This is a genomic window from Corynebacterium felinum (genome assembly GCF_030408755.1).
Classification (GTDB): domain Bacteria; phylum Actinomycetota; class Actinomycetes; order Mycobacteriales; family Mycobacteriaceae; genus Corynebacterium; species Corynebacterium felinum.
This window is the reverse complement of record NZ_CP047209.1, coordinates 1,827,341-1,852,189: the sequence shown is the minus strand read 5'-3', so window position 1 is coordinate 1,852,189 and position 24,849 is coordinate 1,827,341. Positions and strand designations below refer to the sequence as shown.

The following is a 24,849-nucleotide window of genomic DNA, read 5'->3' as shown; positions in this document are numbered from 1 at the left end:
AAACAGTTTAATTGTCCGATTTATTGGCAAGGTTGGATTCGATTTTGTGCCAGAGTTCCTCGAAGGAGTTAGCGATCAGGACTTCCTTGTTGCATTCCATATCGACACAGATGAGTGCGCCCATGGGGTAGTTGGGGTTTGAAAGATTCAGCAGGATGGGGGTGTGGATTTCTCCTTCAGCTTGGCCGATGAAGTATCCCCAGGAAGGCATTTCCCAAATGTGCATTAGCTGCATTGCGTAGCCATCAAGATCATAGTCAGTAATTTTTCCGGGTGGTTTCCCATTGCCGTACAATATACGAAGGCGACAGCCTAATTCATCGTCGTCTCGTAGTTGATCAATACCCCGTCTAAGCATTCCCCCGCCGCATCCGCGGATTACTTCTTGGTATTTTTCGGGCAGTTCGAAGCGGATTCGTGTGTGAATCGCATCAATCCGCGCTTGATCACACGGCTGTCCTTGCTCGAAAAAAAGGTCATTCCACACGTATTAAACCTTCCTTGTATTTATGGTGTACTTTTGCCCCAAATAGCAAAGCCGCCTGTGAGTTTCACTGGGCCATGGAACTTTGTAGGTACAAGTTGCATTCGTCCTTTATCCTGATGATGCTGCCACGTTAATGTATGATTACGAGGATATCTTTCGGTGACGCCCATCTGTTTATCACAGTACCGGTAATGGCTTTCGCGTGTGGTGCCAGCTTTCGTCCAATCCATCACTAGATCAGCGGGCGTGCCAGCTATTCCACGCACAAATTCATCAAAAATAGGAAACCCTCCATAGGTAAATTTAACGGTTTCACCATAGGTTTCATGCAAATTCTTGGGAAGAGCATTGAGGTTTTCTCACCATCGTATTTTGTAGCTGAGGTATAAGACGGCTAAAGCGGTTTTGCGATGCTCTTAATCCATAGCGTGACGCTTCGAAAGTGCTTTGAGCATGGCGTTTGCTCGTTCTGCTGCGGTGTCTCCCCCTGCTACACCACACCCACACAAGGCTTAACGCACCTACTTGGCACAGTCTGTCACAGGAAGAACATGCTCTTTCCTCCTACAACCGCCACATCTACACACCGACCACTCTGATGTAACGGGCTTCCACTTTACTTGCAGCCCCACCCAGACCAACGCGCCTTTATATGATTCGTGTGTCTCGGTGCAGAATTTCGCTTGAAGTTTTCTCCCCACAGCACCTCAGATGCTGCATAAGAACAAACCCATGCTGGGCGAACACACGAAAGCGGGGAGAATCAATGCTGATCCTCCCCGCTTAGTACTTCATTAGTTCAAGCGCTTAGACAAACGGAAAGCAATCACTCCCAGACAACTCAGCAGAAGAGACACACCCAAACAAAGAAGGGTGAAAATACCCTTTCCGCCAGTGAACGGAAGCTCACCCGAAGCAACATTCGCAACCTCAATAATCCACGGCATCTTCCCAGAAGCCGGAATCAAGGAAACCAAACCAGAATCACGGGCTTTATCTGAAAGCTCAATAGTCACATCGCCAGAACCACCAGCATTAGTCGCCAGAACATCAAAACGCCACGGCGACGGAAGCAACGCACTATCCACACCAGACTGGGTCTCCACCAGGAAATAACTACCCGGGCGCAAACGCGTGGCAAACTCATTCGTCGAACCAGTATTAAGCACCGGCACCACAGGATTTCCTGCCATCTTTCCAGTCTCATCAGCGGCATAAATTGCGAACTTCGCTCCCGAGACAACACCGCCTTCAGGGTTTACCTTGCGCACCATCACCACACCATCGGTGCGGTATACACTGTGGAATACCAAGGCACCAGAATTACGCCCATCCAAGACAAAACCCTCATCCGTTAAAGGAATGCGTACAGCACCACCGGTGTGGGCGTCAGGATGCTCCAGCGGTTTATTTGAGTCAGGAACATCAGCCACAGGGTGAACATAATTCAACTCCAAGCGACGATTCTTCTCAACCAAACGCTCCGCAATCGCAGGATCAATAGGGCGAGCATACACCTTGCACGACGAGCCATCGGGAACTTTCGGCGAAATCCAGTTGTCGCCCAAACGAACCTCAAACGAACCCTTCACACCGCGCACACCTTGCTCAGACACAAAGACTTCGGAACCAGGCCAAGGCGAAAGCTCCTGAGCAGGCAACAACATAGGCATCACGCACTCATAGTCATAAACAAAATTCGTGGTGAGCTTAAAAAACTGGTGGTCATCATCGCCCTCAACAAAAGGACTCAACCACAAAAGTCGCTGTTCAACCCAATACGTGGAAGTGAAATCAACAGCCATAGGGCCAGACTTCGGCACCACAACATCAGCAACCAACGAGCCCGTCAGCTGGTGCATCGGCGTGGAATCAGCAGTCACAACCACACGATTCAAACTCTGAACCCAAGGATGATCTTCCTTCGCAGCCATCTCCGGCGGAATAAAACCATCTGTATCCTGGCCAAACACGCAACGAGTACCAACCGGCAAGTCTTTACCATCAGCAGTGGTGACCCGAATCAGCTCAGCAGCATCGGCCACAGTGACCTGATCCTGGTACTTCCTCTTCGTCACAGGGTCAGCGCACGTCCACGCCACAGTGAAGTCCTTCTTCAACAGGTAAGGATTCACCGTATCCTTATGATCGACAAAACGGGCAGACACATTCACCGGAGTACGGGCACGCGTGTAATCATCAATCACCGTGATCTTCTTTGTACGGAAAACACCCGGATCAGGCTCAACAACAAATCGAGCAACGGGAACCTGAGGATCATCCTGATCCGCACCGCGGAATGAGGTGGCTACAGTCGCATCATAAGTAGGGGCATCCTGGCGGGTCACCTGGCAGGAATACCCCACGGGGATAGAAGTGGGGAAATCCACAAAACCAAAACCAGTCTTTGTCACCTGAGTGCGCACCGAAGGATCAGACATCTGCGCCTTCTTATCCGCATGCAGGCCCTCCCAGCCAGGAGGAACACAGGTCATGGTGAATTCGAAGTCATCATTTTCTGCCAGCTCAGGCCCATCGCCTTCTAAAATATGCTCAAGCTTGATGCTCATACGCTCGTATGCGTAGTTATTCCACAGCACCACCGTGCCCTGGAAAAAGTTGCTGTCCAAAGCCTTGCCTTTTTCAATCATGCGCAGTGCTGCGCCATTCGGCACAATCTTAGGCGTTGGCAGGGGCTGCCCATCAGCATCTAATTCAGCAATTGGGTTAGGTTGAGTGCTGAAGGTAGAACAATTCGCCGCATACTCACACTGCTGCTCAGGGCCTTCCCAGCCGGTTGGTCCGTCGGTCAGTGTCCAGTTTGCCTTCCATTGCGCACGCGGCTCCGAAGCACTATCGGGATCTTCAATGATGCGACACGTTGCGCCTAAAGGCAGGCCGGTCACGGCAGCAGATTGCGCGCTATCGTAGCGGCTGATATTCAACTCACCTTGGGTGAGAGACACCCCACCAAGCGTGCACTCATAAGTGAAACGGAACTTTCGGTCGCTAGTGATGGTGTGTACGCCATCACCGCCCACCTTCTTCTTCACATTGAAGGATGCAGACTGTGCGTGATACGTGGACTCCGAGACGACGTCGTAAGGCTTTGCGGGGTGCTGACGCACCTCAATCTGGGTGTGATCGCCCTGCGTTGGGTTCGGGTTCACGCTGGTTGTCCACGCATTATCCGGCCCCTCAGTGTTCAGCAGAAGGGTGGGGGTTTCGGTGACTTCACAGGTGGTGCCAATGGGGGCATCGATTGTGGTGCTTTCGTTGTTTTTCAGCACGGTGGAACCGGAAAGGATGTCGCGTCCGTCGACGCTGCACCGATAGCTGAGGGTGTAGTTCGTATCGTTGATGCCTAGCGCGTTTTCGAGGTCGCGCACGTTGAGGTGCTTGAGCGAATCGGGGACAGCGAGCGTAGCTTTTTTGTGTAGTGTCAGCGGCGTTGTGCTGCGGGTATAGGTGTTGGCAAGGTTGACGATCATGCCGATTCCGTCGGTGGGGAAGGTCATGGTGAAGGTATTGCCTTCGCCACTAAACCCTGCGGCTTTCCACTTGGTGCTGCGCTTAAGCTCGGGTACGTCGGTGATTTCCTCGGTGAAGGTGCACTGCTGTCCGGCAACGGCGCTGAGGTCGGGGCTGGTTGCGGTCCAGCCGCCGGCTTCGTTGATATCGAGGGTGCCGGTGTTGGCACCGCACTGGTAGTGCACGCGTAACGACGTCGGCACGAGGTTTCGTGCATGCTCATCGAGGGCAGTGGTATCGGTTGCCTTGATCACTTTGAGATCACCGGTGGCGGTGCTTAATGTGTTGGTCAAGGTCACGTCGTGGCCATCGGTGGAAGAAACTTCCACGGATTGTGGATTGAACTTAGCAACCATGTCCACGCCTTCAGGTGCTGGAGTGGTTTCTTCAAAGCCACAGTGGGTGCCGAAGGGGAAAGTGCCAACAGTCCAGGTTTCGTTGTCGCGAATATCGTGGGTGAAGACTTCCCAGTCGCGGTTTTTGCTGCGGCATCGAGCAATCACGGTGAATGTCATTTCAGCGACGCGTTGGCGGGTAGCTTCGTCCACGATGCCTGTGGCATCGACATTTTTGCTGAGGCGAATTTCACCCATCTTGGGCTCAAGGTGGTTAATAATGTCCACGTTGTTGTCGTGGGGATCTTCGTTGATGGTAATAGTCTGCTCAGCAGGCTGGGTGATATCTACCTGTGGGTGCGTACTGGGTTGCTCAGTGATGGTACATTTCGAGCCCACGGGGATGCCCTCGATGAGGTTGCGGGAACCGCCGGGCACGTGCAGGCCGGTGTGGCTAAAGCTTTGTTTGTGACCGTCTTGACAGGTGATGTCGAAAAGATAGGGAGTACCTAAACCAAGCTGCGCGGCTTTACCTTCCAGCTTTTTGGACACGCTTAAGCTGGTGGTTTTTCTTGTGTAGGTATTGGTCACGCTTAGATCATGCTTACCTTCGGAAGCTAAACGCACAATGTTGGAGGTACACTGCTTGCCTTTTTCGCCACATAATGTTGATGACCAGCTGGTGGTGAGGTCATAGTTTTCAACTGCGGGATCGCCGTGGCCGTTGGCTAATGCTTTTTCGTTCAAAATGCACTGGGTGCCAACGGGGTAGGGGCCAAGTTCGAGGATTCCCGAACGCATCAAGATGGCGTCGCCAGTAGCTACTTCGTAGAGGGATGGAGCGTTGTGTGCCTCCGGCATTGCCTTAGGGTTGGGTACATAGCGGCAGGAGTAGGTGATGCCGTAGCCAAAGGGGGCTTCGTTGAATGGAAGCTGGTTTTCGGCTGAGAATTCTTTGCTCAAGCGCAACGTTGCCAGTTTTGCGGTGTAGGTATTAACCGCACGAAGAGTGGAGCCGTTGGTGTGGTAGGCGTTGCCGTTCGCGCGAACTTTCACCGTTAGACCATCGGGTGAGACGTCGAGAATATCCAGATTGGTACCGAACCAGTTTACGTCCACGTTAATGCGGTTGCGGTCAAAGGGGCTGAGTTTTTGAGTCACGGTGCACTCGGTGCCGATGGGCAGCGTGCCCAAATCTTCTTTGTTCAGTTCGGTCATTGACTTTAAGCCTTGACGCTCACCTTTAATGGTGCGTTCTGCAGGGTGGGTGCAGGTGAAGGTGAAGTCGTCGGCCTTTGAGTTGAGTTCCTGCTGAAGCTGTGGGGTGCGGATAATGTCAGTTTTTTGCAGTGCCAGTGGAGCAGAAGGTTCGTTATTAAATTCGCAGGACACGATTTCCGTAGCGCTGGCTTGAACTTTGATGCCATTTTTTCCGACGTTGGTGACCGGAAGTATCACTTGTCCTTGCCCCGCGCGAAACGCCTTACATGTGGCAAGGGAACCGTCTGTGTTGGGGACGAGTCGAAAGCCTGGTGCGGTGCGTTGCGTGATGGTGATCTGTACTGAGCCGTTACCGAAGTCTTTGGCAGAAAAATGGGCGCTACCTTGATCGGAGGTGGTCACCGATTGTGGGATTCGTGCTCGTCCTGATGCATCTAGCCCGTAGGTCCAGTCGGGGGCATGGTGGATGACTTTTCCTGTGCCGTCAACAATGTTGTTGACCACGTACATGCAGCCAGTAACCACATTGCGGGCTAGATCATTGGGCAGTTCGGAGTAGTCGCGAACATAAATGGCGTTCTGGCCCCGGCCTGTGATTTTCTCAAGCATGGCGCGTGGGGTTTGAGATTCGCGGCTTCCCCAACCATATTGGTAGCCGCGGAACCAGCCGTTGGAATCATAGATTGGCCAATTCCCCAGTTCGAAGATGGGGCGAGGTGCGTTGGTACTAATATCGTGCCCCACACCTACGGGAATCACTTTGGAGTGGAAGCGGTTTTCGAACTCTTCTTTCGCTGCGATGGCGTCGTAGAGTTCGTTTTTTTCGGTGGAGTTACCTGCCCTGTTGGAACCGTTTTCGGCGAAGGTGGGGGAGCCGTCGGTGATGAAGTAGACGGTATCGTAGCGGTTGCCAAGGGCGGCATCTTCGCTCAGGCGCCGGAATGCGCCTTCCCAGTTGGTGCCACCGTTGGGGCCACCGGGCAGGTGGAGTCGGTCCACTGCGGCCAGAAGTGGCTCGGTATCTTTGGAGTTAAAGATGTTTGTACCCATGAGATTCGGGTTTCCGTATGCCGGCGCGGTGGAGGCGAAGGTGTAGAGGGCAAATGTGTAGGGTGCGCCACTGAGGTTACGAATAAGCTGTTTAACGGCAATTTTTGCGTTGTATACGTCGGTGGCATTCAGTGAGTTGGAGAGGTCGAAGACAAGTGCCACGGAGCTGCCACACGTTCCGGTGTCGGCGTCAGCGACTGTGCCTGTGGCGCGGGGTGGTGTTTGTGCGTGGGCGGTTGCCGCAGGCTGGGTGGGGTTGACGACTACTGGTGCTAGGCCCACTGTGAGAACTGTGCTCAAAGTGAGTGCGGCGAGTCGGGCTAGTCGGGCGCGTGTGCGTCTTGGTGGTGATGGTGGTGTGCGCCGTGGCCACGAAATCTTCATGGTGCTCTCCGTTTCTTTTTCGAGTTCCTACAGGCTGGGTTCTTGGGATGTATTGGGGTGGTTGCGGTATCGGCGCAGGAAGAGAAGGAGTCCGCAGGCAAGCAGCACGATGCCTATCAGTGCAAGCCACACTGTGTTGGCACCGGTGTGTGCAAGGCTGAGTGCCCACTGCGTTGATCCGTGAGCTTTGTCCGGTGTGGCTGGTGGGGTCGCGTGCACGCTGGTGGTTGGTATTGGTTGCGGCTGTGGCGTAGGTGCTCCGTCGTTTGTTGGGCGCGGTTTGGGGTAGGTGGACACGCTGAGTGTGAGCACCCCTGATAGCGGCGTGTAGTGCGGCACGCTGAGCACAAGCGGGTGGAAGAAGTTTTTCTCCGCCTCGGCAGGCAGTACGACATAGACGCCAATGGGCAGGTCGTTAAAGGTTGCGGTGCCGTTGCTGTCGGTTGTTTGCGTGTAGCGGGCTGCGATGTCGGAGCTTGCCAATTGTTGCGCAGCTTCGACGTAGGCGTGGGTGGTTTCGGGTTTGTGAAAGTTCCAGGCGGTGGGGTGGAGCAGGTCAACGTCTGCGATTTGTGCAAGCAGGACTGGTACGCCGGTGGTTGGGGCTGCTTGGTCGTCGAAGCGGTTGTCGTTAATCAAAGTGACTGTGACCTGGCCACGGTGGTGTCCGTCGAACTGTGCGAGGGTTTCTGCGCTTGGTGCCAGATAGGGTGCGGATGCCCACACAGGGGGTGTAATCGCGCACAAAAGGCTCAGGCTAAGCCCTGTGCTGAGAGCAAACCGACGAATTGTGTGAGTGATCATGATGCGCTTTCTTCGGTGATGCGGTGTCGACCTACTTCAGTTGTGTGGGTGCGGCGTCGTGTGCGTAGCAGGTAGTAGGCGAGGATGAGGACAAAGAGCACGATGATGCCAAGCACGACGATCATCCAGGGTTGCCAAATGCTGGCATGGTCGAACACTTCGGCAGCTTCGTGCGTATCGACGTCGACACGATGGGCCTGCACAAGCAAACGGTGAGTGTTAATCCCGTAGGGCGTGCAGGTAATTAAGGTCAGCAGATCCTGGTCGGCGACTGGCTGTAACTGCGAAATCTCATCGGGCAGCACCGTGGTGATTGCGCCAACTTCGTACTTCAATGTTTCCCCCAGAACATCGATATAGATCGCATCACCGATAGCGACGTCGATAAGCTTGTCAAACATCGTCGCCCCCACAAGCCCGGTATGCCCTGTGACGATGCTGTGCGTACCCACGCCACCAACAGGCAACGCCGAACCATACAAGTGACCCACACCCTGCTCCAATGTGTGCGGGGAAGAACCGTGCAAAACAGGCAACTTCACACCAATACTCGGCACAGCGATGACAGCCATCACAGCATCAGGAGTGCCCGAAGGATTCAGCTCACGCACATAATCCTGATACGGATCGTTATCGCGAGCCACACGGCGCAGCCACGGATCCAAAATCGGGGCACCACTAAACTGCGCGTTGTACTCACGCGCACGCTGCAGCCAAAAATTTCGATCGTGATCATCAACCTGCGCATGCGCACGGCGGTACTGATCCACCTGCGCAACCTGCTGAGAATTATGAAGCAAGGTCACGCCCAGCGGATACAGCAACAAACTCACACCAGCCAAAGCTAAAATCAGCACCGCACAAAGGGTGCGCCGACCTTGCCGCTGTGCTGAGGAAGTCGGCGAAAGGGATGTTTCAGTATGTTTTGTCATCAGCTGTGTAAACACTTCACTTATCTGCACACACGGGCCATCAAGGGAGAAACAAAAACGTGAAAAACCTCACCCCCGCCCACAACCACACTAAAAGTGGGCGGGGGGAACCTTACGCACTCGCGCGAGTAAGAGGAAACAGGTGAAAAGGGCACGCAATAATGGTGACGACGAGTACCGACGCCACCGGCTGAGTTAGAAGTTCTTCCGGGAACGAACAATCAGTGCTACGCACAGCAGAAGAAGCACAACGCCTGAACCCAGCAGTGACCACAAGCCCTTACCACCGGTGAGTGGCAGGGTGAAATCAGCATTCGCCTTGGTGTTCAGGGCAGTGAGATTAACCTTGACTACTTCCTGGGTTGCTTCATTCGCAGTCAAGCCAGGCACAGGGATTGGGGCAGGAGCTAAAGCGAAACCAGCAGGTGCTTGCACCTCAACCAAACAGAACTGGGTGCCTTGATGTGCCCATAGGTCGGTGTAGGCCACAGTGGTGTCGGCAGGACCAGTAGTTGCAGCGGTATCAATATTGCCCAAGTGAATACCGTTGATGGTAAAGGTACCTTCCTTGGACGAAGTCCACTCTGTTTTCCCATCAGCCTTAATAGGCAGGGAACCAGCAACTACCTTGTTATCGGCACCGCAACGGTGCAGCTGGAACTGAGCATCTGCCAAAGCAGCATTTGCTTCGTCGTGCTTGGTCACAGTGATCGTGCCAAAAACAGCCTTCGCAGTGGAAGATTCCGAACCATTCTTGGGACCCTCAACCACAGGATTCCACGTGTTGTTGTTTTCTGGAGAAACTTCGACCTTTTGTGGAATAGCAAAAGCCTTGTTATCCAAGGTGCGCGCAGGCAGTTTTTCCACCTTGGCCACGAACGTTGCCTTCACCGATGCATCTGCAGCACCGAGCTTCTTGGCGGCCTCTTCTTTCAAGGAAATACGCAGCGCCCAACGGTTTTCGATCTGGTATGCAGCAACATCGAATTCGGCAGAGTCGAGCTTTGCGTCATTGATGGACACCTCTGTGACAGTGGGCTCAGCGAGTTCTTCAGCCAGTAGGTCGGCGATGACAAAACCGGTGTACGGATCATGTGCTGGGTGCTTAGGTGCAGTCGCGTTGATTTCGAAGCCGATAGTTTCGCCCACAGCCGAACCGGTGAGATTAGCAGCTTGAGCGGGATCAGTGGCTACGGGATCAATGATCTTCTTCTGAGGCTTAGGCACAACCTGATTCTTGGGGTACACGTGCACCGTATCGAGCCAGGTGTGGCGCTGCGTAGGCTCAGTGGTGGGCACGGTGACTAAGAATGGTGCGGCAGGAGATGCAGCCTGGCCGTTGGGCTTCGGGAATGCTTCTTCCACCACTAGGTACAATCCAACAGGAAGCTTGTCAAAGCTTGCCACACCATCAGCGCCACTGACAGCAGTCTTCTGTTCTTCCACAGCATCAGTGCGTGCACCAGGAGTACGCAGCTTTTCTTCAAACAGAGTGTTCAGATCCAGCTTTGCTGCTTCGCGCCAGCCTGCTTGGGTTGTCAGGTCAACGGCCTTGACGCGGTAGGCGTAAAAAGTCACGCCCTCACCTGGAGTGGTGCCTTCAGGAAGTGCCTGACCAAGATCGGCGCCGGTGGCCTGAACGTTATTGGGAAGGCCCACGAGCTTGTGCACCTTCAAGGTGACCTCAGCGGGAATACCGGAGATTGCTGCGTTCGCAGGCGTGTCCACGGCGCTGGCCAGTGGTAGGCCGACCATGAATGAAGAGGATAGGACCGCAGTGGTTGCAAGTAGTGATGCAAAGCGTGTTGAACGAGACATACAACAATCTCCTTAGAAAAAGCTAAGAGTTTGGGCTGTGGGTAGAGGGGTGCCGTTTGGGCGGCAAACACAGCACAAAGTCAGGCTGGAATATTGTAGATATTCAGCGCAAGGAAACTGTGAAAGTCGCGTGAGCGGTAATGAAAATCATTGCGCTAAGCAGAAACTTTGCTGTTTTGCTCGGGTGGTGCGCGATCTTCGGGCTTTAAGAATACTCGGTTGATTGGAGATTCTTCACTCCACTACCCCAACTATGCAAGGCGGTCTAAAGTCGGGATGTCTTACTCGCTTGCGCGAATCAATTCTAAGACTAAGATGTGACCAGTTCTATACTTTTTCTCAGGTTGAATGAAAAAGATGACACTCCACTGCCCATATTCGCAATGCTGTACTTGTTCTCAGTAGGACGTGCAATCAGTGCGAAAACTGTGAAACAATCGAGCCCTTTTGGTCGGTGGTGTAGCTCTCTATTTGCGGGGGTAGGAGATAAGAAGTGGCAGCATTCACATTCGCGCTGATGCTTTGAATGAACTAACGAAAATTAGTGTGCATAAATCCCGCAGGGCAAGGGCTGCTCAAGGTGGTCAAAGCTCTGTGAGGGGGGGGCAAGGCAACTACCATTGGGTGATTGAGGCGAAACTTTTTCCAATCTTAAGAACGCCTCGTGCTAGACTCTTCCTGTTGCGTTTTTCGAGTTAAGAAAATAGTCACAAAAATTCTTCGACGGCACCGATGACCGTCGAAAAGCACGCATAACAAAGAGGAGCACGTGCTCATGAGCAACGCGAAAAAACTCGTTTCTTTCAATGAAGATCCTGAATACGGGATTACCGAAGCAAAAGCAATTATCGACAACGGGGATTTCGGTACCCGCATCATCCGTTTTGAAACCGGTCAACTAGCCCGCCAAGCGGGTGGCTCCGTGACCACGTACTTGGATGAAGAAAACATGTTGCTGTCTACAGTGACAGCATCGAATCAGCCTCGCGAGGGTTTTGACTTTTTCCCACTGACCGTTGATGTTGAAGAGCGCATGTACGCTGCAGGCCGCATCCCCGGTTCCTTCTTCCGTCGTGAGGGTCGCCCTTCTACTGAAGCAATCTTGGCGTGTCGCTTGATCGACCGCCCGCTGCGCCCAACCTTCGTGAAGGGTTTGCGCAACGAAGTGCAGGTTGTTGTGACCGTACTGTCGGTTAACCCTGAAGATATGTATGACGTTGTTGCTATCAACGGTGCGTCTGCGGCAACTCAGCTTTCTGGTCTGCCAGTGTCTGGCCCTGTCGGTGGCGTGCGTATGGCGCTGCTTGCTGATGAGGATCACCCAGAAGGCCAGTGGGTTGCGTTCCCCACTTACGCCCAGCATGAGCAGGCTCTGTTCGAGCTCGTTGTCGCTGGCCGCATTGTGAGCAAGAAGGTCGGCAAGAAGACTGTTGATGATGTTGCCATCATGATGGTTGAAGCTGGCGCTACCGATTCTGTTGTGGCGCAGATTCGTGAGGGTAAGCCTGCCCCTACCGAAGAGGTTGTGGCCCAGGGCTTGGAAGCTGCGAAGCCTTTCATTGAGGTTTTATGCCGCGCCCAGGCTGGTTTGGCTGAGCTTGCTGCGAAGGAAACTCAAGAGTTCCCACTGTTCCCACCGTATTCTGATGAGGTGTTCGCAGCGGTGGAGAAGAAGGCTGCAAAGAAGCTTGCACAGCTGCTGACGGTGAAGTCGAAGCAGGAGCGTGACGACGCCACCAACGAGTACATGGAAGAAGTTGAGGCTGCGCTGCTGCCGAAGTTTGCCCAAGATTCCAGCGACGAGGCAAGCGTTTCCAAGGAGATCCGTGCTGCTTACAACTCTGTCATGAAGAAGGTTGTGCGCCACATGATCTTGACGGAAGAATTCCGTATCGATGGCCGTGGCGTGACCGATATCCGTGACCTTGGCGTTGAAGTTGATCTCATCCCTCGTGCACACGGTTCTTCGCTGTTCGAGCGTGGCGAAACCCAGATCATGGGTGTGACTACTCTCGACATGCTGAAGATGGAGCAGCAGATTGATTCGCTGACCCCGACCACCTCGAAGCGTTATATCCACCACTACAACTTCCCACCATATTCCACTGGTGAGACTGGTCGTGTGGGTTCGCCGAAGCGTCGCGAGATTGGCCACGGTGCGTTGGCTGAGCGCGCATTGGTTCCTGTGATTCCTCCTCGTGAGGAGTTCCCTTACGCTATCCGCCAGGTGTCGGAGGCGTTGGGCTCGAATGGTTCGACCTCCATGGGTTCGGTGTGTGCATCCACCTTGTCGCTGTACAACGCTGGTGTTCCACTGTTGGCTCCAGTCGCAGGTATTGCAATGGGCTTAGTTTCCGATGAGGTTGATGGTGAGACTCGCTATGTTGCGTTGACTGACATTTTGGGCGCTGAGGATGCCTTCGGCGACATGGACTTCAAGGTTGCTGGTACTTCCGAGTTCATTACTGCCTTGCAGCTGGACACTAAGTTGGATGGTATTCCTTCCGAGGTTTTGGCTTCTGCTTTGTCGCAGGCTCGCGATGCTCGTTTGACCATTCTCGATACCATGGCTCAGGTGATTGATTCTCCTGATGAGATGAGCCAGTTCGCTCCTCGTATCACCTCGATCAAGGTTCCTGTGTCGAAGATCGGTGAGGTTATTGGGCCGAAGGGCAAAACCATTAACGAGATCACTGAGGCGACCGGTGCCGATATTTCCATTGAGGAAGATGGCACTGTGTACATTTCGGCTACTGGTGGTAAAGCTGCGGAAGCTGCGATTGAGCGTATTAATGCGATTGCGAATCCTCAGTTGCCAAAGGTTGGCGAGCGCTTCTTGGGCACGGTTGTCAAGACCACTGCCTTCGGCGCGTTCGTATCTTTGGTTCCTGGTCGTGACGGCTTGGTGCACATTTCTAAGCTGGGTAATGGCAAGCGCATTGATAAGGTCGAAGATGTTGTCAATGTTGGTGACAAGATTGAGGTTGAGATTCTCGATATTGATAACCGCGGCAAGATCTCCCTGGGCTTGGTTGCTGAAAACTCCTAGTCGTTAATAAACGGTAGTTTTCCATTCACTCCCGTCCACTTCCTTTTGTGTATTGAAGGAAAGTGGGCGGGAGTTTGTGGGTTGCGGGTGAAAAATTTTTGCTGTTTATGCATTGGTGAAGATGCGTGGAAACTACACTGGGGGAATGATTACGGTGTGTGGCGAAGGCCTTGTCGATTTAGTCCCAATGGTGGATGTTGCTGATGGTGTGGATGCGCGTGTAGCGCCACTTCAACCAGCTTTGGGTGGGGGTCCCTTTAATGTCGCGATTGCAAGTGCGCGCCAAGGGGTGCCGGTGCAGTTTGTTTCACGGCTGTCTTCGGATGGGTTCGGCTCGGCGTTGGTGGATAAACTTAAGCAGGAGGGGGTGGATGTTTCCTTGGTGCAGCGTGGCGATGAGCCGACCACACTAGCGCTTGCGTCACGGGAAACGGATGGGAGTGCGCACTATACCTTTTACGTTGAGGGCACTGCGGATCGTTTCGTGTCACCGCCGGAGGAGCTGGTTACTGATATTGCCTGTTTTGGCACGTTGTCGTTGGCGTTAGAACCGGGTGCTTCGCGCTTGGCGGGGTTGTTGCGCAGGTTGTCTGCGGCGGGTGTGTTTGTGGCACTCGATCCTAATATTCGCCCATTGTGCGCTACTGATTCTCATCGCGCGTTTGTGCGTTCATTGCTTGTCGACGTCGATCTGCTGAAGCTATCAGAAGAAGAGGATGCGTTTCTCGATGACCCGCAGGTGCCGGTGAAGTTGATTACCCGTGGTAGTGAGGGCATTGAGATTGTGCTGGGCAAACAGCGCCTGAGCGTACCAGCCCCGACTGTGCATGTGGCGGATACGATTGGGGCGGGCGATACCGTGATGGGGTGCGTGCTCGCCGAGATTCATCGTTTGTGCGGTGGAAAGAATGTTCGCCAGCAGGTCGCAGGCTTTGATCTTGATCAATGGCGTCGCATTGCGGAGTTTGCGGCTACCGCCGCAGCGATAAATTGCACGCACTTTGGTGCGAATCCACCAACTCGCGAGCAGGTCAACGAGTTTATTGCTTGTTAAAGGTCAATGACTTGTGTGAGGCATTGTTGCAGGTGAGGCACTGCTGCGGTGGCTATCCCTTGAGTCTGCGTTGTAGCAATTTTGTTTGATTGAGGCAATAATTATATTTTCAACGGTGTGTTATGTCCTTGATCTCGAAGGGACACGATTACTTCTCGCACTTTGGTGATCTCTCTTTGAGAGACTACGCGACCGTGCATAGTGTCAACGCCTCACAGAAAGGATAACTCCGCTATGGCCCTATCGACGCGCGTTCGAGTCGAAAATCTGGCTCAGTCAAAATTGCTTATTGCATCGGCGCTGATGAACTCGGCTGGCAGTGGACTGATGATGGCGTTTCTTCTTATTTACTTCGATCGAACGACATCTGTGGGTCTTGCCACTATCGGAGTGGCGATCACCGCAGGCCGAACTATTGCGGCGCTCGTACCAGCAGTAATTGGTAGCGCGCTGAATCGCATCGGGCCTCGCAAGGTCGCTATGCTTGGAGACGTCATCACAGGGTTTGGATACCTCATGTGCCTCTGGGTGTCCGAGAGTGTTTTATTGATTGTCGCCAGCCAACTGTTGGCACAAGCTGGGTCGCACATGTTTTGGACAAGCAGTCGTGGCTTAGTCAGCCTTGCCTCGCAGAATAAAAACATGCAGACTTGGTTCGGGCTGATCGGGGCTATTAGAAATGCGGGCATAGGATTTGGAACGCTGATTAGCTCGTTGGCTTTCTCAACCAAGTCTCCCGAGGTTCTCCATGGCGTGATCGTAGCGTGTGCAGCGCTCTACTTTGGATCTACTGTTGCCCTCCAAAGATGGAAACCTGTTGGTGAATGCAATACTCATGCCAACGATCCAGAAGTGCATCAGAAAACTACTTTGTGGAAAGTCCTCGCGGATGGTCCGTACCTGCGACTGTTGGTTCTTAATCTTGGGTTAGTGCTGGCAGCGATGGTGATTTCGTTAGTCCTTGCAATATATGTTTCTGAACAGCTCGGGCTACCAGCGGTTCTCGCAGGATTTCTTGTGGTTGGTAACACTGTAGTTGTTGCGTTGCTCAGCACGCATGTTGCTGATTGGACGCAAAAATTCTCCCCTCACCTGAACATTACGATTGGCTACATCCTTAATCTCACATCCTTCGCAGTATTTTGGTCTGCTATAGCAGTAGTCAAGGTTCCAATTGCGACAGTGTGCGTAATCACATTAGTCATGATTATTTACACCGCCGCTGAAATGATTTCAACGCCGGCATCGAATGTTTTAAGCGTGACCCTAGCTCCCCAAACCAACAATGGCCAGTACATGGCTGCATTTCAAATGACTTGGTCCGTCGGAATGACACTAGCACCTGCTCTGTTTGGCTGGCTACTGACAACAGGGCCACATGCCACATGGTTAGCGTTGATAATCCTGACCCTAGTTTGCTTTCTGGCATCCACAGTCAAGAAAAAGGAGATGAACAACAGCGAGTAAAAGCTAATGGTCGAAAACTACTCCTATTCAATTCGTGGTCGAGCCTATGGGGCCGGTGGTGAGCTTCTTTGGCAAGCAGTCAAGTGGCGATAATTCCGCTCGATCGTTGCTACCGCTCCGGAAGTTTATGATGTTGTCGACAGAGGTTGATTCTTCACTTGGGGCGCAACGTTGAGGTTTACAACTCAAGGTAAAGCCCGAGCGGGAACGGGCATATTTTTCAGTACCGATTCCAACCAATTTAAGGGACAGCTTTCGTGAGCTGGCTCGCCGTGGCGTGGTCTTTCCGATTTTTACCCGAAGAGCGCATGTATGGCTGCTGTAACTACTTTCTTTTCAATACTGACATCGGGAACGCTTGAAGTGTTGATTTTCCAATGGGATGGTTAGTGAAACACGGATTACCTCAGAACTTGGAGCGGTTGTTAATCACGGATCAACCAATATGGATCGTGTCGGATGGGTGATCTGTGAAGCAACGACTGCTGAAGACGCAATTGTCGCGATGATGGAAAGTACGGTGAAAACTCGGCTATGGAAGGCGTGTCTGGATCATTCTGTTAGTACCTATTGGCGTGAGTGTGATTGATTTTTGTGCTGCTTTCGTGTCCATGGAATTGTGGATGTGGAGTGAGGGGACTTTTAGGTGCCAGAATCTTCGTCTTAGGAATATATCAGTTAGAGATAGAGCGAGTGCTACTTGTAAAACCGCAGGTCAATTTTCACCCGCTTTCCTGAAACTCTAACTATTAATTTTCAATCAATTTCCATCTATTGATAGGTGGGTAATTTTTGTGCTGTTTAAGTCTGCGGGGTGAATCTAGGGGGGTGCGCAAGAGCTGAAACTGTGGTGATCGATCTTTGGACACGCCCGAAGGTGTTCCCGGGGGAGGGGCGTGAAGAATTCCTTGGTGAAAGTGGGGGTGGTCTCCTTGATTGTGTAGTTCTGCTCTACACTGTTCAGATAGCTCGAACTCAATTTTTGTGATGGAGGAAAACATGGGAATTAAAGTAGGCGTCCTCGGTGCGAAAGGCCGCGTGGGGCAGGCAATCGTTGACGGTGTAAACAAAGCAGACGACCTTGAACTATCCGCAGAAGTCGACCGTGGCGATAACCTTGACATCCTCATTAGCAGTGGCACCGAAGTAGTCGTCGACTTCACCACCCCAAGCTCTGTGATGGATAACCTCAAATTCTGCCTCACCAACGGCATCCACTGCGTCGTGGGCACCACCGGCTTTACCCCAGAGCGCCTAGAACACGTGCGTGCGTGGGCGCACGAAGGCAACGCGCACTGCCTGATCGCCCCTAACTTCGCCATCTCCGCGGTGCTGACCATGCAATTCGCACAACAGGCAGCACGTTTCTTCGACACCGCAGAAGTTGTCGAATACCACCACCCCAATAAACTCGACGCCCCCTCAGGCACCGCAATTCACACCGCTGAAGGCATCGCAGCCGCGCGTCGTGAAGCACAAATGCCACCCATGCCAGATGCAACTGAGCAAACACTCGACGGTGCCCGCGGCGCAAACATCGACGGCGTACGCGTTCACGCCGTGCGCATGACAGGCATGGTCGCTCACGAAGAAGTCATCTTCGGCTCCCAAGGGCAATCGCTGACTATCCGCCAAGACTCCTACGATCGCACCTCCTTCGTCCCCGGAGTGCTCGTTGGTGTGCGTGAAATCGCCAAGCACCCAGGTCTGACAGTAGGGCTCGAACACTACTTAGGGCTTTAACACACATGGCAGTCGAATCTTCACTCACAGTCGAACTCGTAGCCTGCAGCCAGTTCACCCCGCCGGCGAGCATACCGTGGGAAACCGATGCGAACAGTATTGAAGCACTCGTTGAATTTGCAGGTCGTGCCTGCTACGAAACGTTCGACAAGCCCAACCCGCGCACAGCTAGTAACGGTGCCTACATCCGCCACATCATGGAAGTAGGGCATCTTGCGCTGCTTGAGCACCCCTGCGCCACCCTCTATATTCGGGGCATTTCGCGGTCGGCAACCCACGAACTTGTGCGGCACCGGCACTTTAGCTTCTCCCAACTTTCGCAAAGATTCGTCCATTCTGGGCAATCCGAGGTCGTTGTGCCCGCGCTTATCAGGGAAGATGAGGAGCTTTACCGGTTGTTCATGAACGCTGTCGATGAAACTCGCTTCGCCTACAACGAACTCGTCGATGCTTTAGAGCAAAAATTTGATGGCGAGCCCAACGCGCTGCTGCGCAAAAAGCAAGCACGCCAAGCCGCACGCGCTATTTTGCCTAACGCAACTGAATCGCGCATTGTGGTCACTGGCAATTTCCGCAGCTGGCGGCACTTTATTGGGATGCGTGCAACCGAACACGCCGATGTTGAAATCCGGCAGCTTGCTGTCGAGTGTTTAAAACTGTTGCGCAGCCAAGCCCCTGTCGTATTCGGGGACTTTGACATCGCAACACTCGCTGATGGCTCGCAAATGGCAACAAGCCCTTACGTCACTGATTTTTAAGAGCAACGCTTATCGACGCCGTCCCCACGCCCGCACATAATCGGCGCTGAGGGGCGGCGTCGATACGCTTAACACGGGGGAAGGGGGAGTGCTGAATCACACACTGGGGGTGCAATAAAGATGGTCAAGAATCAATATTTTAGACAAGACACGTCACAAGATTCGAAGGAACTGGCACAAAGACGGTAACCTTATGAGTCATGAGCACAGGTTTGGCAGCGAAGACAGGGATTGATACCTTCGGTACAATCTCCGTCGCAATGGTCACCCCCTTTAATCAGGCAGGCGAAGTAGACATCGACGCAGGTGTTGCACTCGCCCGCCATCTCGTGAGCAATGGTGTAGATTCACTCGTGCTCGCCGGAACCACTGGCGAAGCACCCACCACCACGCTGTCGGAAAAGATTAACCTGCTCAAAGCCGTTCGCGAAGAATTCGGCTCCGACATCAAGCTCATCGCAGGTGCCGGAACCAACAACACTCGCTCATCGGTAGAACTGGCCGAAGCATCCGCGAACGCGGGTGCCGATGGCCTTCTGGTTGTTACTCCTTACTACTCCAAGCCGAGTCAAGAGGGTATTTACCACCATTTCAAAGCAATTGCTGAAGCAACCGACCTCCCCATTTGTGTCTACGACATTCCAGCCCGCTCCGTCATCGCGATCGAAGCGCCAACGCTGGAAAAAATTGCCCAACTAGACACAGTCAAAGCGGTCAAAGACGCAAAAGGTGACATCGCCCTAGCAACCACGCAAATCCGCGATCTCGGACTCGCATGGTACTCCGGCGACGACCCCCTTAACCTCCCGTGGTTAAGCGTGGGGGCCACCGGATTCATCTCGGTAATCGGACACCTTGCACCCAGCCACTTGCGTGAAATGTATGAAAGTTTTAATAACGGCGATCTCGTGAAAGCACGCGAGATTAACGCTTCACTCGCGCCACTGGTGCGCGCACAAGCCCGACTGGGCGGAGTAACCCTGGCAAAAGCGGGGCTGAGACTCCAAGGAATCGAAGTTGGCGACCCACGTCTACCTATCCTCGCCGCCAGTAAGCATGAACTCGAAGCACTACGCCACGACATGAAAAATGCTGGAGTATTAAATAATGACTGAATCTCGTAGTCGTAACCGTCGAGTTACCCGCAAGGCTGGCTCGCCGGAGACTGCAGAAACCCCTGTATTCCGTGCACCGGAAACCCCGAATGCACCAACACAGGACACCACGCAGATCAGCACCAACGCTGAGAATGCACCAACTGACGCAACAGAGAAAACCTCAAGCCGTGGCCGTGGCCGCAGCTCAAACCGCTCAAGTAGCACAAGTCGAAGCACCTCTACACGCAGCAATGGGAGCCGAAACGGCTCTACGCGTTCGCGTCGCAAGACGGAGGAAACCAGCGCTGATTCCGCTAACCAGGGCGCATCTAACACCTCTCACCGCACTGCGCAAGGTAACGGTGGCAATAACCGTGGCCGTCGTAACGTGGTCAAGTCGATGCAGGGTGCGGATCTGACCGAACGCCTCCCACTGCCGCCCAAGGCACCAAAGAACGGGCTGCGTATCTACGCACTGGGTGGTATTTCTGAAATCGGTCGCAACATGACCGTTTTTGAATACAACGGAAAACTGCTGATCGTTGACTGTGGCGTCTTGTTCCCCTCGTCCGGTGAACCAGGCGTTGACCTCATCCTTCCTGACTTCGGCCCGATCGAAGACAAGCTGGACAAGGTGGAAGCACTCGTCGTGACCCACGGGCACGAAGACCACATTGGCGCCATCCCATGGTTGCTTAAGCTTCGCCCGGACCTGCCCATCTTGGCATCGAAATTCACTTTGGCATTGATCGCCGCGAAGTGCCGCGAGCACCGCCAGCGTCCCAAGTTGATTGAGGTCAATGAATCCTCCAACATCAACCGCGGCCCATTTAATGTGCGCTTCTGGACAGTCAACCACTCCATTCCTGACTGCCTAGGCGTAGCAATCAAGACCGGTGCAGGTCTTGTTGTGATGACCGGTGACGTCAAGCTCGACCAGACCCCACCGTCCGGCAGGCCCACCGATCTGCCAGCATTGTCTCGCTTTGGCGACGAAGGCATCGACCTGTTCTTGTGCGACTCCACCAACGCCACCACCCCTGGTGTGTCTGGTTCGGAATCGGAAATCGCCCCAACTCTGCGCCGCATCGTAGCCGATGCGAAACAGCGCGTGATTTTGGCCTGCTTCGCCTCCAATGTGGACCGCGTCCAAGCCGCTGTTGATGCAGCCGTGGCCGCTGGCCGAAAGGTTGCGTTCAACGGCCGGTCGATGATCCGCAACATGGAAATTGCCGAAAAGCTCGGCTATCTGAAGGCACCTCGCGGCACCATTGTCACCATGGACGATGCTGCAAAGATGGCGCCTCATAAGGTTATGCTGATCACCACCGGTACTCAGGGTGAGCCAATGGCTGCGCTGTCGCGCATGGCGCGTCGCGAACACCGCCAGATCACTGTGCGTGATGGTGACGTCATCATCCTTTCCTCCTCGCTGGTTCCTGGCAATGAGGAAGCTGTGTTTGGTGTGATCAACATGCTTGCTCAGATCGGCGCAACTGTGATCACCGGCCGCGACGCCAAGGTGCACACCTCTGGCCACGGTTACTCCGGCGAACTGCTCTTCCTTTACAATGCTGCCCGCCCAAAGAACGCAATGCCGGTGCACGGCGAATGGCGCCACCTTCGTGCTAACAAGGAACTAGCAATTGCCACCGGTGTTGCCCGCGAAAACTGTGTGCTGGCACAAAACGGTGTTGTTGTGGATCTCATTGATGGTCGTGCCCGCGTCGTCGGCCAGATCCCGATCGGTAACTTGTATGTTGATGGTGTCACCATGGGTGATATCGATCAGGAAGTTCTCGATGATCGCACCGCTTTGGGTGAAGGAGGCCTGATTTCCATCACCGCTGTAATCGATAACCGCACTGGTCGCCTGCTTGAGCGCCCAACGGTTCAGGCGAAGGGCTTCTCTGAGGACGCCGTGGCAATGATGCCTGAGGTAACCGACCTTGTGTCCACCACCATGGATGATCTCGCTGCGGAAGGCGAGAATGATCCATACCGCATGGTTCAGCAGCTGCGCCGCAAGGTGTCTCGTTATGTGGAGCAAACTTGGCGTCGTAAGCCAATGATCATGCCGACCGTTGTTCCAATGACTTCTGATGTTCATTCCCCAGTGGATGAAGAGGAAGTGCGCCGCGCACGTCCAAGTCTGTAACAGCTAGACCTTTTCACACTTTGCCTTGGTGTTGATTCCCGCACAGTAGTGCTGGTGAACACCAAGGCAATTTTATTTCTCAGGTTTCTCTGCTCTCTCAACGTTTAACTCCCACACTGCCGATGGTGCTTAACTATTGGGCGAGCTTACTGTGAAAAATGATGCACATTTCGAAACTTCTTCCTATGCAACGAATGTAGAATGGCGACTTCGCCTTTAATCCTTTGTTGGCCTAGCCCGGATTTTTCATGGGTGTGAAAAGGTGAGCAAAAAGTAAAGAAAGTGCTTCTTGACCTGCTAGAATAGGGATGTTTTGAAGTCAATAATCTAGGTAGAAAGAAACACTTTTTTGGGTGTTGATTACCACATACATTCCACGGGTTGCTAGATTGAGGTTTTCTCACCAGAGTATTTTGCGGGCTAGGTGTAGGACGACTAAAGCAGTTTTTGCGATGGCTGTAATGGTTTTAGGGCATAGTGTTACACGCCGTAGTGCTTTGAGTTGTTTGAGCATGGCGTTTGCTCGTTCTGATGGTGCTCGCAAACCGTTAAGACGACGGTTGTACTCGTATTCGTCATCTGCCAGATTCCTTCCTCTGATCGGTGTGTGTACGTTGTGACCTGCACCAATGTAGCCTTTGTCGGCAAGAACGCAAATATCAACAGTGCTTATTGCATCAAGAACATGCTCACGCGCTGCTGTGATGTCGTGGGTTGATCCAGGAGATACTGAGGATACCCATAGTGGGTACCCACTCTCGTCAGTGAGCACCTGTACATTGCCACCAAATGCCTTATGTTTTCCGGAATACCACAGATCGTGACGGTTTTTCGGGTTCTTTCTCGCTACGCGGTCTGTTCGGATGAGTGTTCCGTCAAGGCAGACGAAAAGATTATTGGCGTCCTTGGCATGGCGTAGTGCGTCGATGAGGGTGGGAGATTTGGCGGAAACAACCCTGAGTGCTTCATGGATGTAGCGGTAGCCTGTGGCTTGTGAAACACGAGCATCACGAGCAATAGTAGCGATACTTGTTGCTTCATAAAGCCAGCGTAGAAGCATAATTGCTTGCTCCCAACACGTTGTGGCACGTTGATGGGGGCGAAGGTCATGTCGACGGCGATGAGCTTGAAGCCAAGCGCTGATGGTACGTGCAGTGGAAATTGGGACGTCAAGTGTGGCAGAATAGCGAAGCACGCGGGAGTTCCTTTCAGTTTGATTTTCCTGTATCAAAAACCATTCTGAGTAAGAACCCCGCGTGCTTTCGTTACGACACACCCACAAAACCCCCAAAACCACAGGTCAGCGTTTCAAACGCATTTCCCCGGTGAGAAAACCTCATTTTCTCATCTTGTGTCTGGTGTGGGGTGTTACCGTTTGCTCACGTAGCCGAATTGGTGGGAATAAGTAACTGCCTTGATTCCGCTTTGCTGCGTTCTGGGCTCACGCACACGTTAGGGGATGTGTGGGTGAATCTGGCTTTAAAGTTGATTGCTGGTGGGGATGATGTCCACGACATTACTTTGCTTTCCTGTAGTTTCAACGGCGTTAGCATCAAAGCGGTTACCGTCTGTTACAGCCACATGGCGGCGGATCACAGAATATGCAGATACCAGCGAGCATGTGCGCGAAGGGTGACAGATCAAATCGAATAATAATTTGTGCATAAATCGATTACGGAAGGAACCCATGATGAGAAAATCTGTAACAGCGATTGCTATCGCTGCCATTGTAATCACATATACTGCTGCCCATGCTGCTCACATCGTGGGCAACACAGAACCAACTGCCGTGTCCGCCGAAGGTGGAGAATAGCGATACGGTGCAAACGCTGGGCGGGCATGGTCAAGTTACTCCCAACCAACACGCTGGGATGCCGCAGTTCTCAACAATCACACCTCGCCATGCGTGGCAACTGGTGAAATCGCAAGAATCACCGGAACACAAAAACGCCTCACGCACGAAACTCTTAGTTACGTGTTCTGCGCCGAACCAGAAAAACAACAATGAGCTACGCATAAAACTCTCATTGGTTCAGGGGAGTGGCTTTGTCGACGTCGATGAGCATGCAGGAATTTTCACAGGTGGTCAAAATTCCTGCACAGCTTTAAGGGTTTTCACCCACCACATGCACAAAGGCAGCATTAAGCTAAGAAACTATGAAACTCGCACAAAAAGAACGTCAACGCCTCGTTGCCCTTATGCACGCCAAAGGGCCGCACGCGCCAACACTGTGCGAAGGATGGACAGTCCACGATCTATTAGTGCACATGGTGATCCGCGAAAACCAATTCACCGATGCCCTCGGCATGTTCATCCCACGGTTCGCACGCCGCCTCGAACGCGCCAGCGAAGACCTCAAAAGCAAAGACTTTTTCGAACTCATCGACCGCTTCGCAGCAGGACCCCACAAATACAGCCCCTTTCGGTACCTCGACAAATACATCAATGTCGCCGAGTACTTTATTCACCACGAAGACGTCCGCCGCGCACACAACGGTGTCGCTGCACAAGAACACTTCACAGCCGACACTAGTGGGGAAGGAGCCAATAATTTTCACGAATCAGCCCCAGTGGCAGATACCCTCCCGCGCAAATTCACGCCGGAAGAAGAAAAAGAACTCCACACCGTACTCAAAGTGCTGGCACCACTACTGGTGGCCAAATCAGAAATCCCCGTCATCCTAGAGCCTTATGGATATCCCCGCATGGTGGCAAAAGACCGACGAGGAGTCGCACCTTCCGGTGATCACGTGATCACCATCCGCGGAAGTGTTGGGGAAATTCTGCTTTTCCTCTACGGAAGAGAATGCGCATTAGTAGAAACTACTGGCGACCGCTCGAAATTGCGACGTTCAAAGATCTAGTATGGAGTCTTGATTTTAAAAAAGAACCTGTTTTAGGTGTTGCAAATGTGAAACCTGTGGTTTGAGCTATTACAGTTGAACCCATGACTGTCACAA

Annotated in this window: 16 protein-coding genes; 8 read left to right on the top strand and 8 right to left on the bottom strand. The window is 53.1% G+C overall.

Going from position 1 to position 24,849, the window contains the following annotated elements:
- Nucleotides 1-7 precede the first annotated feature (7 nt).
- From CFELI_RS07900 to CFELI_RS07875, 6 genes are all read right to left on the bottom strand, one after another.
- The gene (locus tag CFELI_RS07900; RefSeq protein WP_277103602.1) at nt 8-487 is read right to left on the bottom strand and encodes an SMI1/KNR4 family protein; all 480 of its coding nucleotides are present in this window, start codon (nt 485-487) and stop codon (nt 8-10) included.
- 20 nt (nt 488-507) lie between these two features.
- Entirely contained in the window at nt 508-819 is a 312-nt protein-coding gene (locus CFELI_RS07895) for an HNH endonuclease (RefSeq protein ID WP_277103603.1), read from the bottom strand.
- A 462-nt stretch (nt 820-1,281) separates the two neighbouring features.
- Complete coding sequence (locus CFELI_RS07890; protein WP_277103604.1) at nt 1,282-7,008, bottom strand: DUF5979 domain-containing protein; 5,727 nt, start codon at nt 7,006-7,008, stop codon at nt 1,282-1,284.
- A 27-nt stretch (nt 7,009-7,035) separates the two neighbouring features.
- The gene (locus CFELI_RS07885) at nt 7,036-7,812 is read right to left on the bottom strand and encodes a prealbumin-like fold domain-containing protein (RefSeq protein WP_277103605.1); all 777 of its coding nucleotides are present in this window, start codon (nt 7,810-7,812) and stop codon (nt 7,036-7,038) included.
- Nucleotides 7,809-8,744 (bottom strand): class C sortase, encoded by a 936-nt coding sequence (locus tag CFELI_RS07880; protein ID WP_277103606.1) that lies wholly within the window; start codon nt 8,742-8,744, stop codon nt 7,809-7,811. The genes CFELI_RS07885 and CFELI_RS07880 overlap by 4 nt, the downstream gene beginning before the upstream one ends.
- A 195-nt stretch (nt 8,745-8,939) precedes the next feature.
- Complete coding sequence (locus CFELI_RS07875) at nt 8,940-10,562, bottom strand: SpaH/EbpB family LPXTG-anchored major pilin (protein WP_277103607.1); 1,623 nt, start codon at nt 10,560-10,562, stop codon at nt 8,940-8,942.
- A gap of 775 nt (nt 10,563-11,337) precedes the next feature.
- On the opposite strand from CFELI_RS07875, the gene CFELI_RS07870 reads away from it, so the two are divergent.
- From CFELI_RS07870 to CFELI_RS07840, 7 genes are all read left to right on the top strand, one after another.
- A complete protein-coding gene (locus CFELI_RS07870; RefSeq protein WP_277103608.1) occupies nt 11,338-13,611 on the top strand; it encodes a polyribonucleotide nucleotidyltransferase in 2,274 nt (757 codons plus the stop codon).
- Nucleotides 13,612-13,732: 121 nt separating this feature from the next.
- Nucleotides 13,733-14,665 (top strand): carbohydrate kinase family protein, encoded by a 933-nt coding sequence (locus CFELI_RS07865; protein WP_277103609.1) that lies wholly within the window; start codon nt 13,733-13,735, stop codon nt 14,663-14,665.
- Between the two features lie 234 nt (nt 14,666-14,899).
- Nucleotides 14,900-16,132: an MFS transporter gene (locus CFELI_RS07860; protein ID WP_277103610.1), complete on the top strand. Its 1,233-nt coding sequence runs from the start codon at nt 14,900-14,902 to the stop codon at nt 16,130-16,132.
- A gap of 999 nt (nt 16,133-17,131) precedes the next feature.
- Nucleotides 17,132-17,875 (top strand): 4-hydroxy-tetrahydrodipicolinate reductase, encoded by a 744-nt coding sequence (dapB, locus tag CFELI_RS07855; RefSeq protein WP_277103611.1) that lies wholly within the window; start codon nt 17,132-17,134, stop codon nt 17,873-17,875.
- A 5-nt stretch (nt 17,876-17,880) separates the two neighbouring features.
- Complete coding sequence (gene thyX, locus CFELI_RS07850) at nt 17,881-18,633, top strand: FAD-dependent thymidylate synthase (protein ID WP_277103612.1); 753 nt, start codon at nt 17,881-17,883, stop codon at nt 18,631-18,633.
- Nucleotides 18,634-18,833: 200 nt separating this feature from the next.
- The gene (gene dapA / locus CFELI_RS07845; RefSeq protein ID WP_277103613.1) at nt 18,834-19,748 is read left to right on the top strand and encodes a 4-hydroxy-tetrahydrodipicolinate synthase; all 915 of its coding nucleotides are present in this window, start codon (nt 18,834-18,836) and stop codon (nt 19,746-19,748) included.
- 115 nt (nt 19,749-19,863) lie between these two features.
- The gene (locus CFELI_RS07840) at nt 19,864-21,888 is read left to right on the top strand and encodes a ribonuclease J (RefSeq protein ID WP_374724777.1); all 2,025 of its coding nucleotides are present in this window, start codon (nt 19,864-19,866) and stop codon (nt 21,886-21,888) included.
- A 400-nt stretch (nt 21,889-22,288) separates the two neighbouring features.
- Here the strand turns inward: CFELI_RS07840 and CFELI_RS07835 are convergent, their stop codons facing one another.
- Entirely contained in the window at nt 22,289-23,083 is a 795-nt protein-coding gene (locus tag CFELI_RS07835; RefSeq protein ID WP_290258955.1) for a transposase family protein, read from the bottom strand.
- Nucleotides 23,084-23,367: 284 nt separating this feature from the next.
- The gene (locus CFELI_RS07830) at nt 23,368-23,616 is read right to left on the bottom strand and encodes a hypothetical protein (RefSeq protein WP_277103739.1); all 249 of its coding nucleotides are present in this window, start codon (nt 23,614-23,616) and stop codon (nt 23,368-23,370) included.
- Between the two features lie 429 nt (nt 23,617-24,045).
- Here CFELI_RS07830 and CFELI_RS07825 point away from each other — a divergent pair, with 429 nt between their 5' ends.
- The gene (locus CFELI_RS07825; protein ID WP_277103740.1) at nt 24,046-24,753 is read left to right on the top strand and encodes a TIGR03085 family metal-binding protein; all 708 of its coding nucleotides are present in this window, start codon (nt 24,046-24,048) and stop codon (nt 24,751-24,753) included.
- The last annotated feature ends 96 nt before the right edge of the window (nt 24,754-24,849 follow it).

Coding starts and splice junctions, on each gene's coding strand:
- CFELI_RS07890 (WP_277103604.1), bottom strand. CDS start 7,008: ATGAAGATTTCGTGGCCACGGCGCACACCACCATCACCACCAAGACGC.
- CFELI_RS07885 (WP_277103605.1), bottom strand. CDS start 7,812: ATGATCACTCACACAATTCGTCGGTTTGCTCTCAGCACAGGGCTTAGC.
- CFELI_RS07880 (WP_277103606.1), bottom strand. CDS start 8,744: ATGACAAAACATACTGAAACATCCCTTTCGCCGACTTCCTCAGCACAG.
- CFELI_RS07875 (WP_277103607.1), bottom strand. CDS start 10,562: ATGTCTCGTTCAACACGCTTTGCATCACTACTTGCAACCACTGCGGTC.
- CFELI_RS07870 (WP_277103608.1), top strand. CDS start 11,338: ATGAGCAACGCGAAAAAACTCGTTTCTTTCAATGAAGATCCTGAATAC.
- CFELI_RS07865 (WP_277103609.1), top strand. CDS start 13,733: ATGCGTGGAAACTACACTGGGGGAATGATTACGGTGTGTGGCGAAGGC.
- CFELI_RS07860 (WP_277103610.1), top strand. CDS start 14,900: ATGGCCCTATCGACGCGCGTTCGAGTCGAAAATCTGGCTCAGTCAAAA.
- dapB (WP_277103611.1), top strand. CDS start 17,132: ATGGGAATTAAAGTAGGCGTCCTCGGTGCGAAAGGCCGCGTGGGGCAG.
- thyX (WP_277103612.1), top strand. CDS start 17,881: ATGGCAGTCGAATCTTCACTCACAGTCGAACTCGTAGCCTGCAGCCAG.
- dapA (WP_277103613.1), top strand. CDS start 18,834: ATGAGCACAGGTTTGGCAGCGAAGACAGGGATTGATACCTTCGGTACA.
- CFELI_RS07830 (WP_277103739.1), bottom strand. CDS start 23,616: ATGGCAGCGATAGCAATCGCTGTTACAGATTTTCTCATCATGGGTTCC.
- CFELI_RS07825 (WP_277103740.1), top strand. CDS start 24,046: ATGAAACTCGCACAAAAAGAACGTCAACGCCTCGTTGCCCTTATGCAC.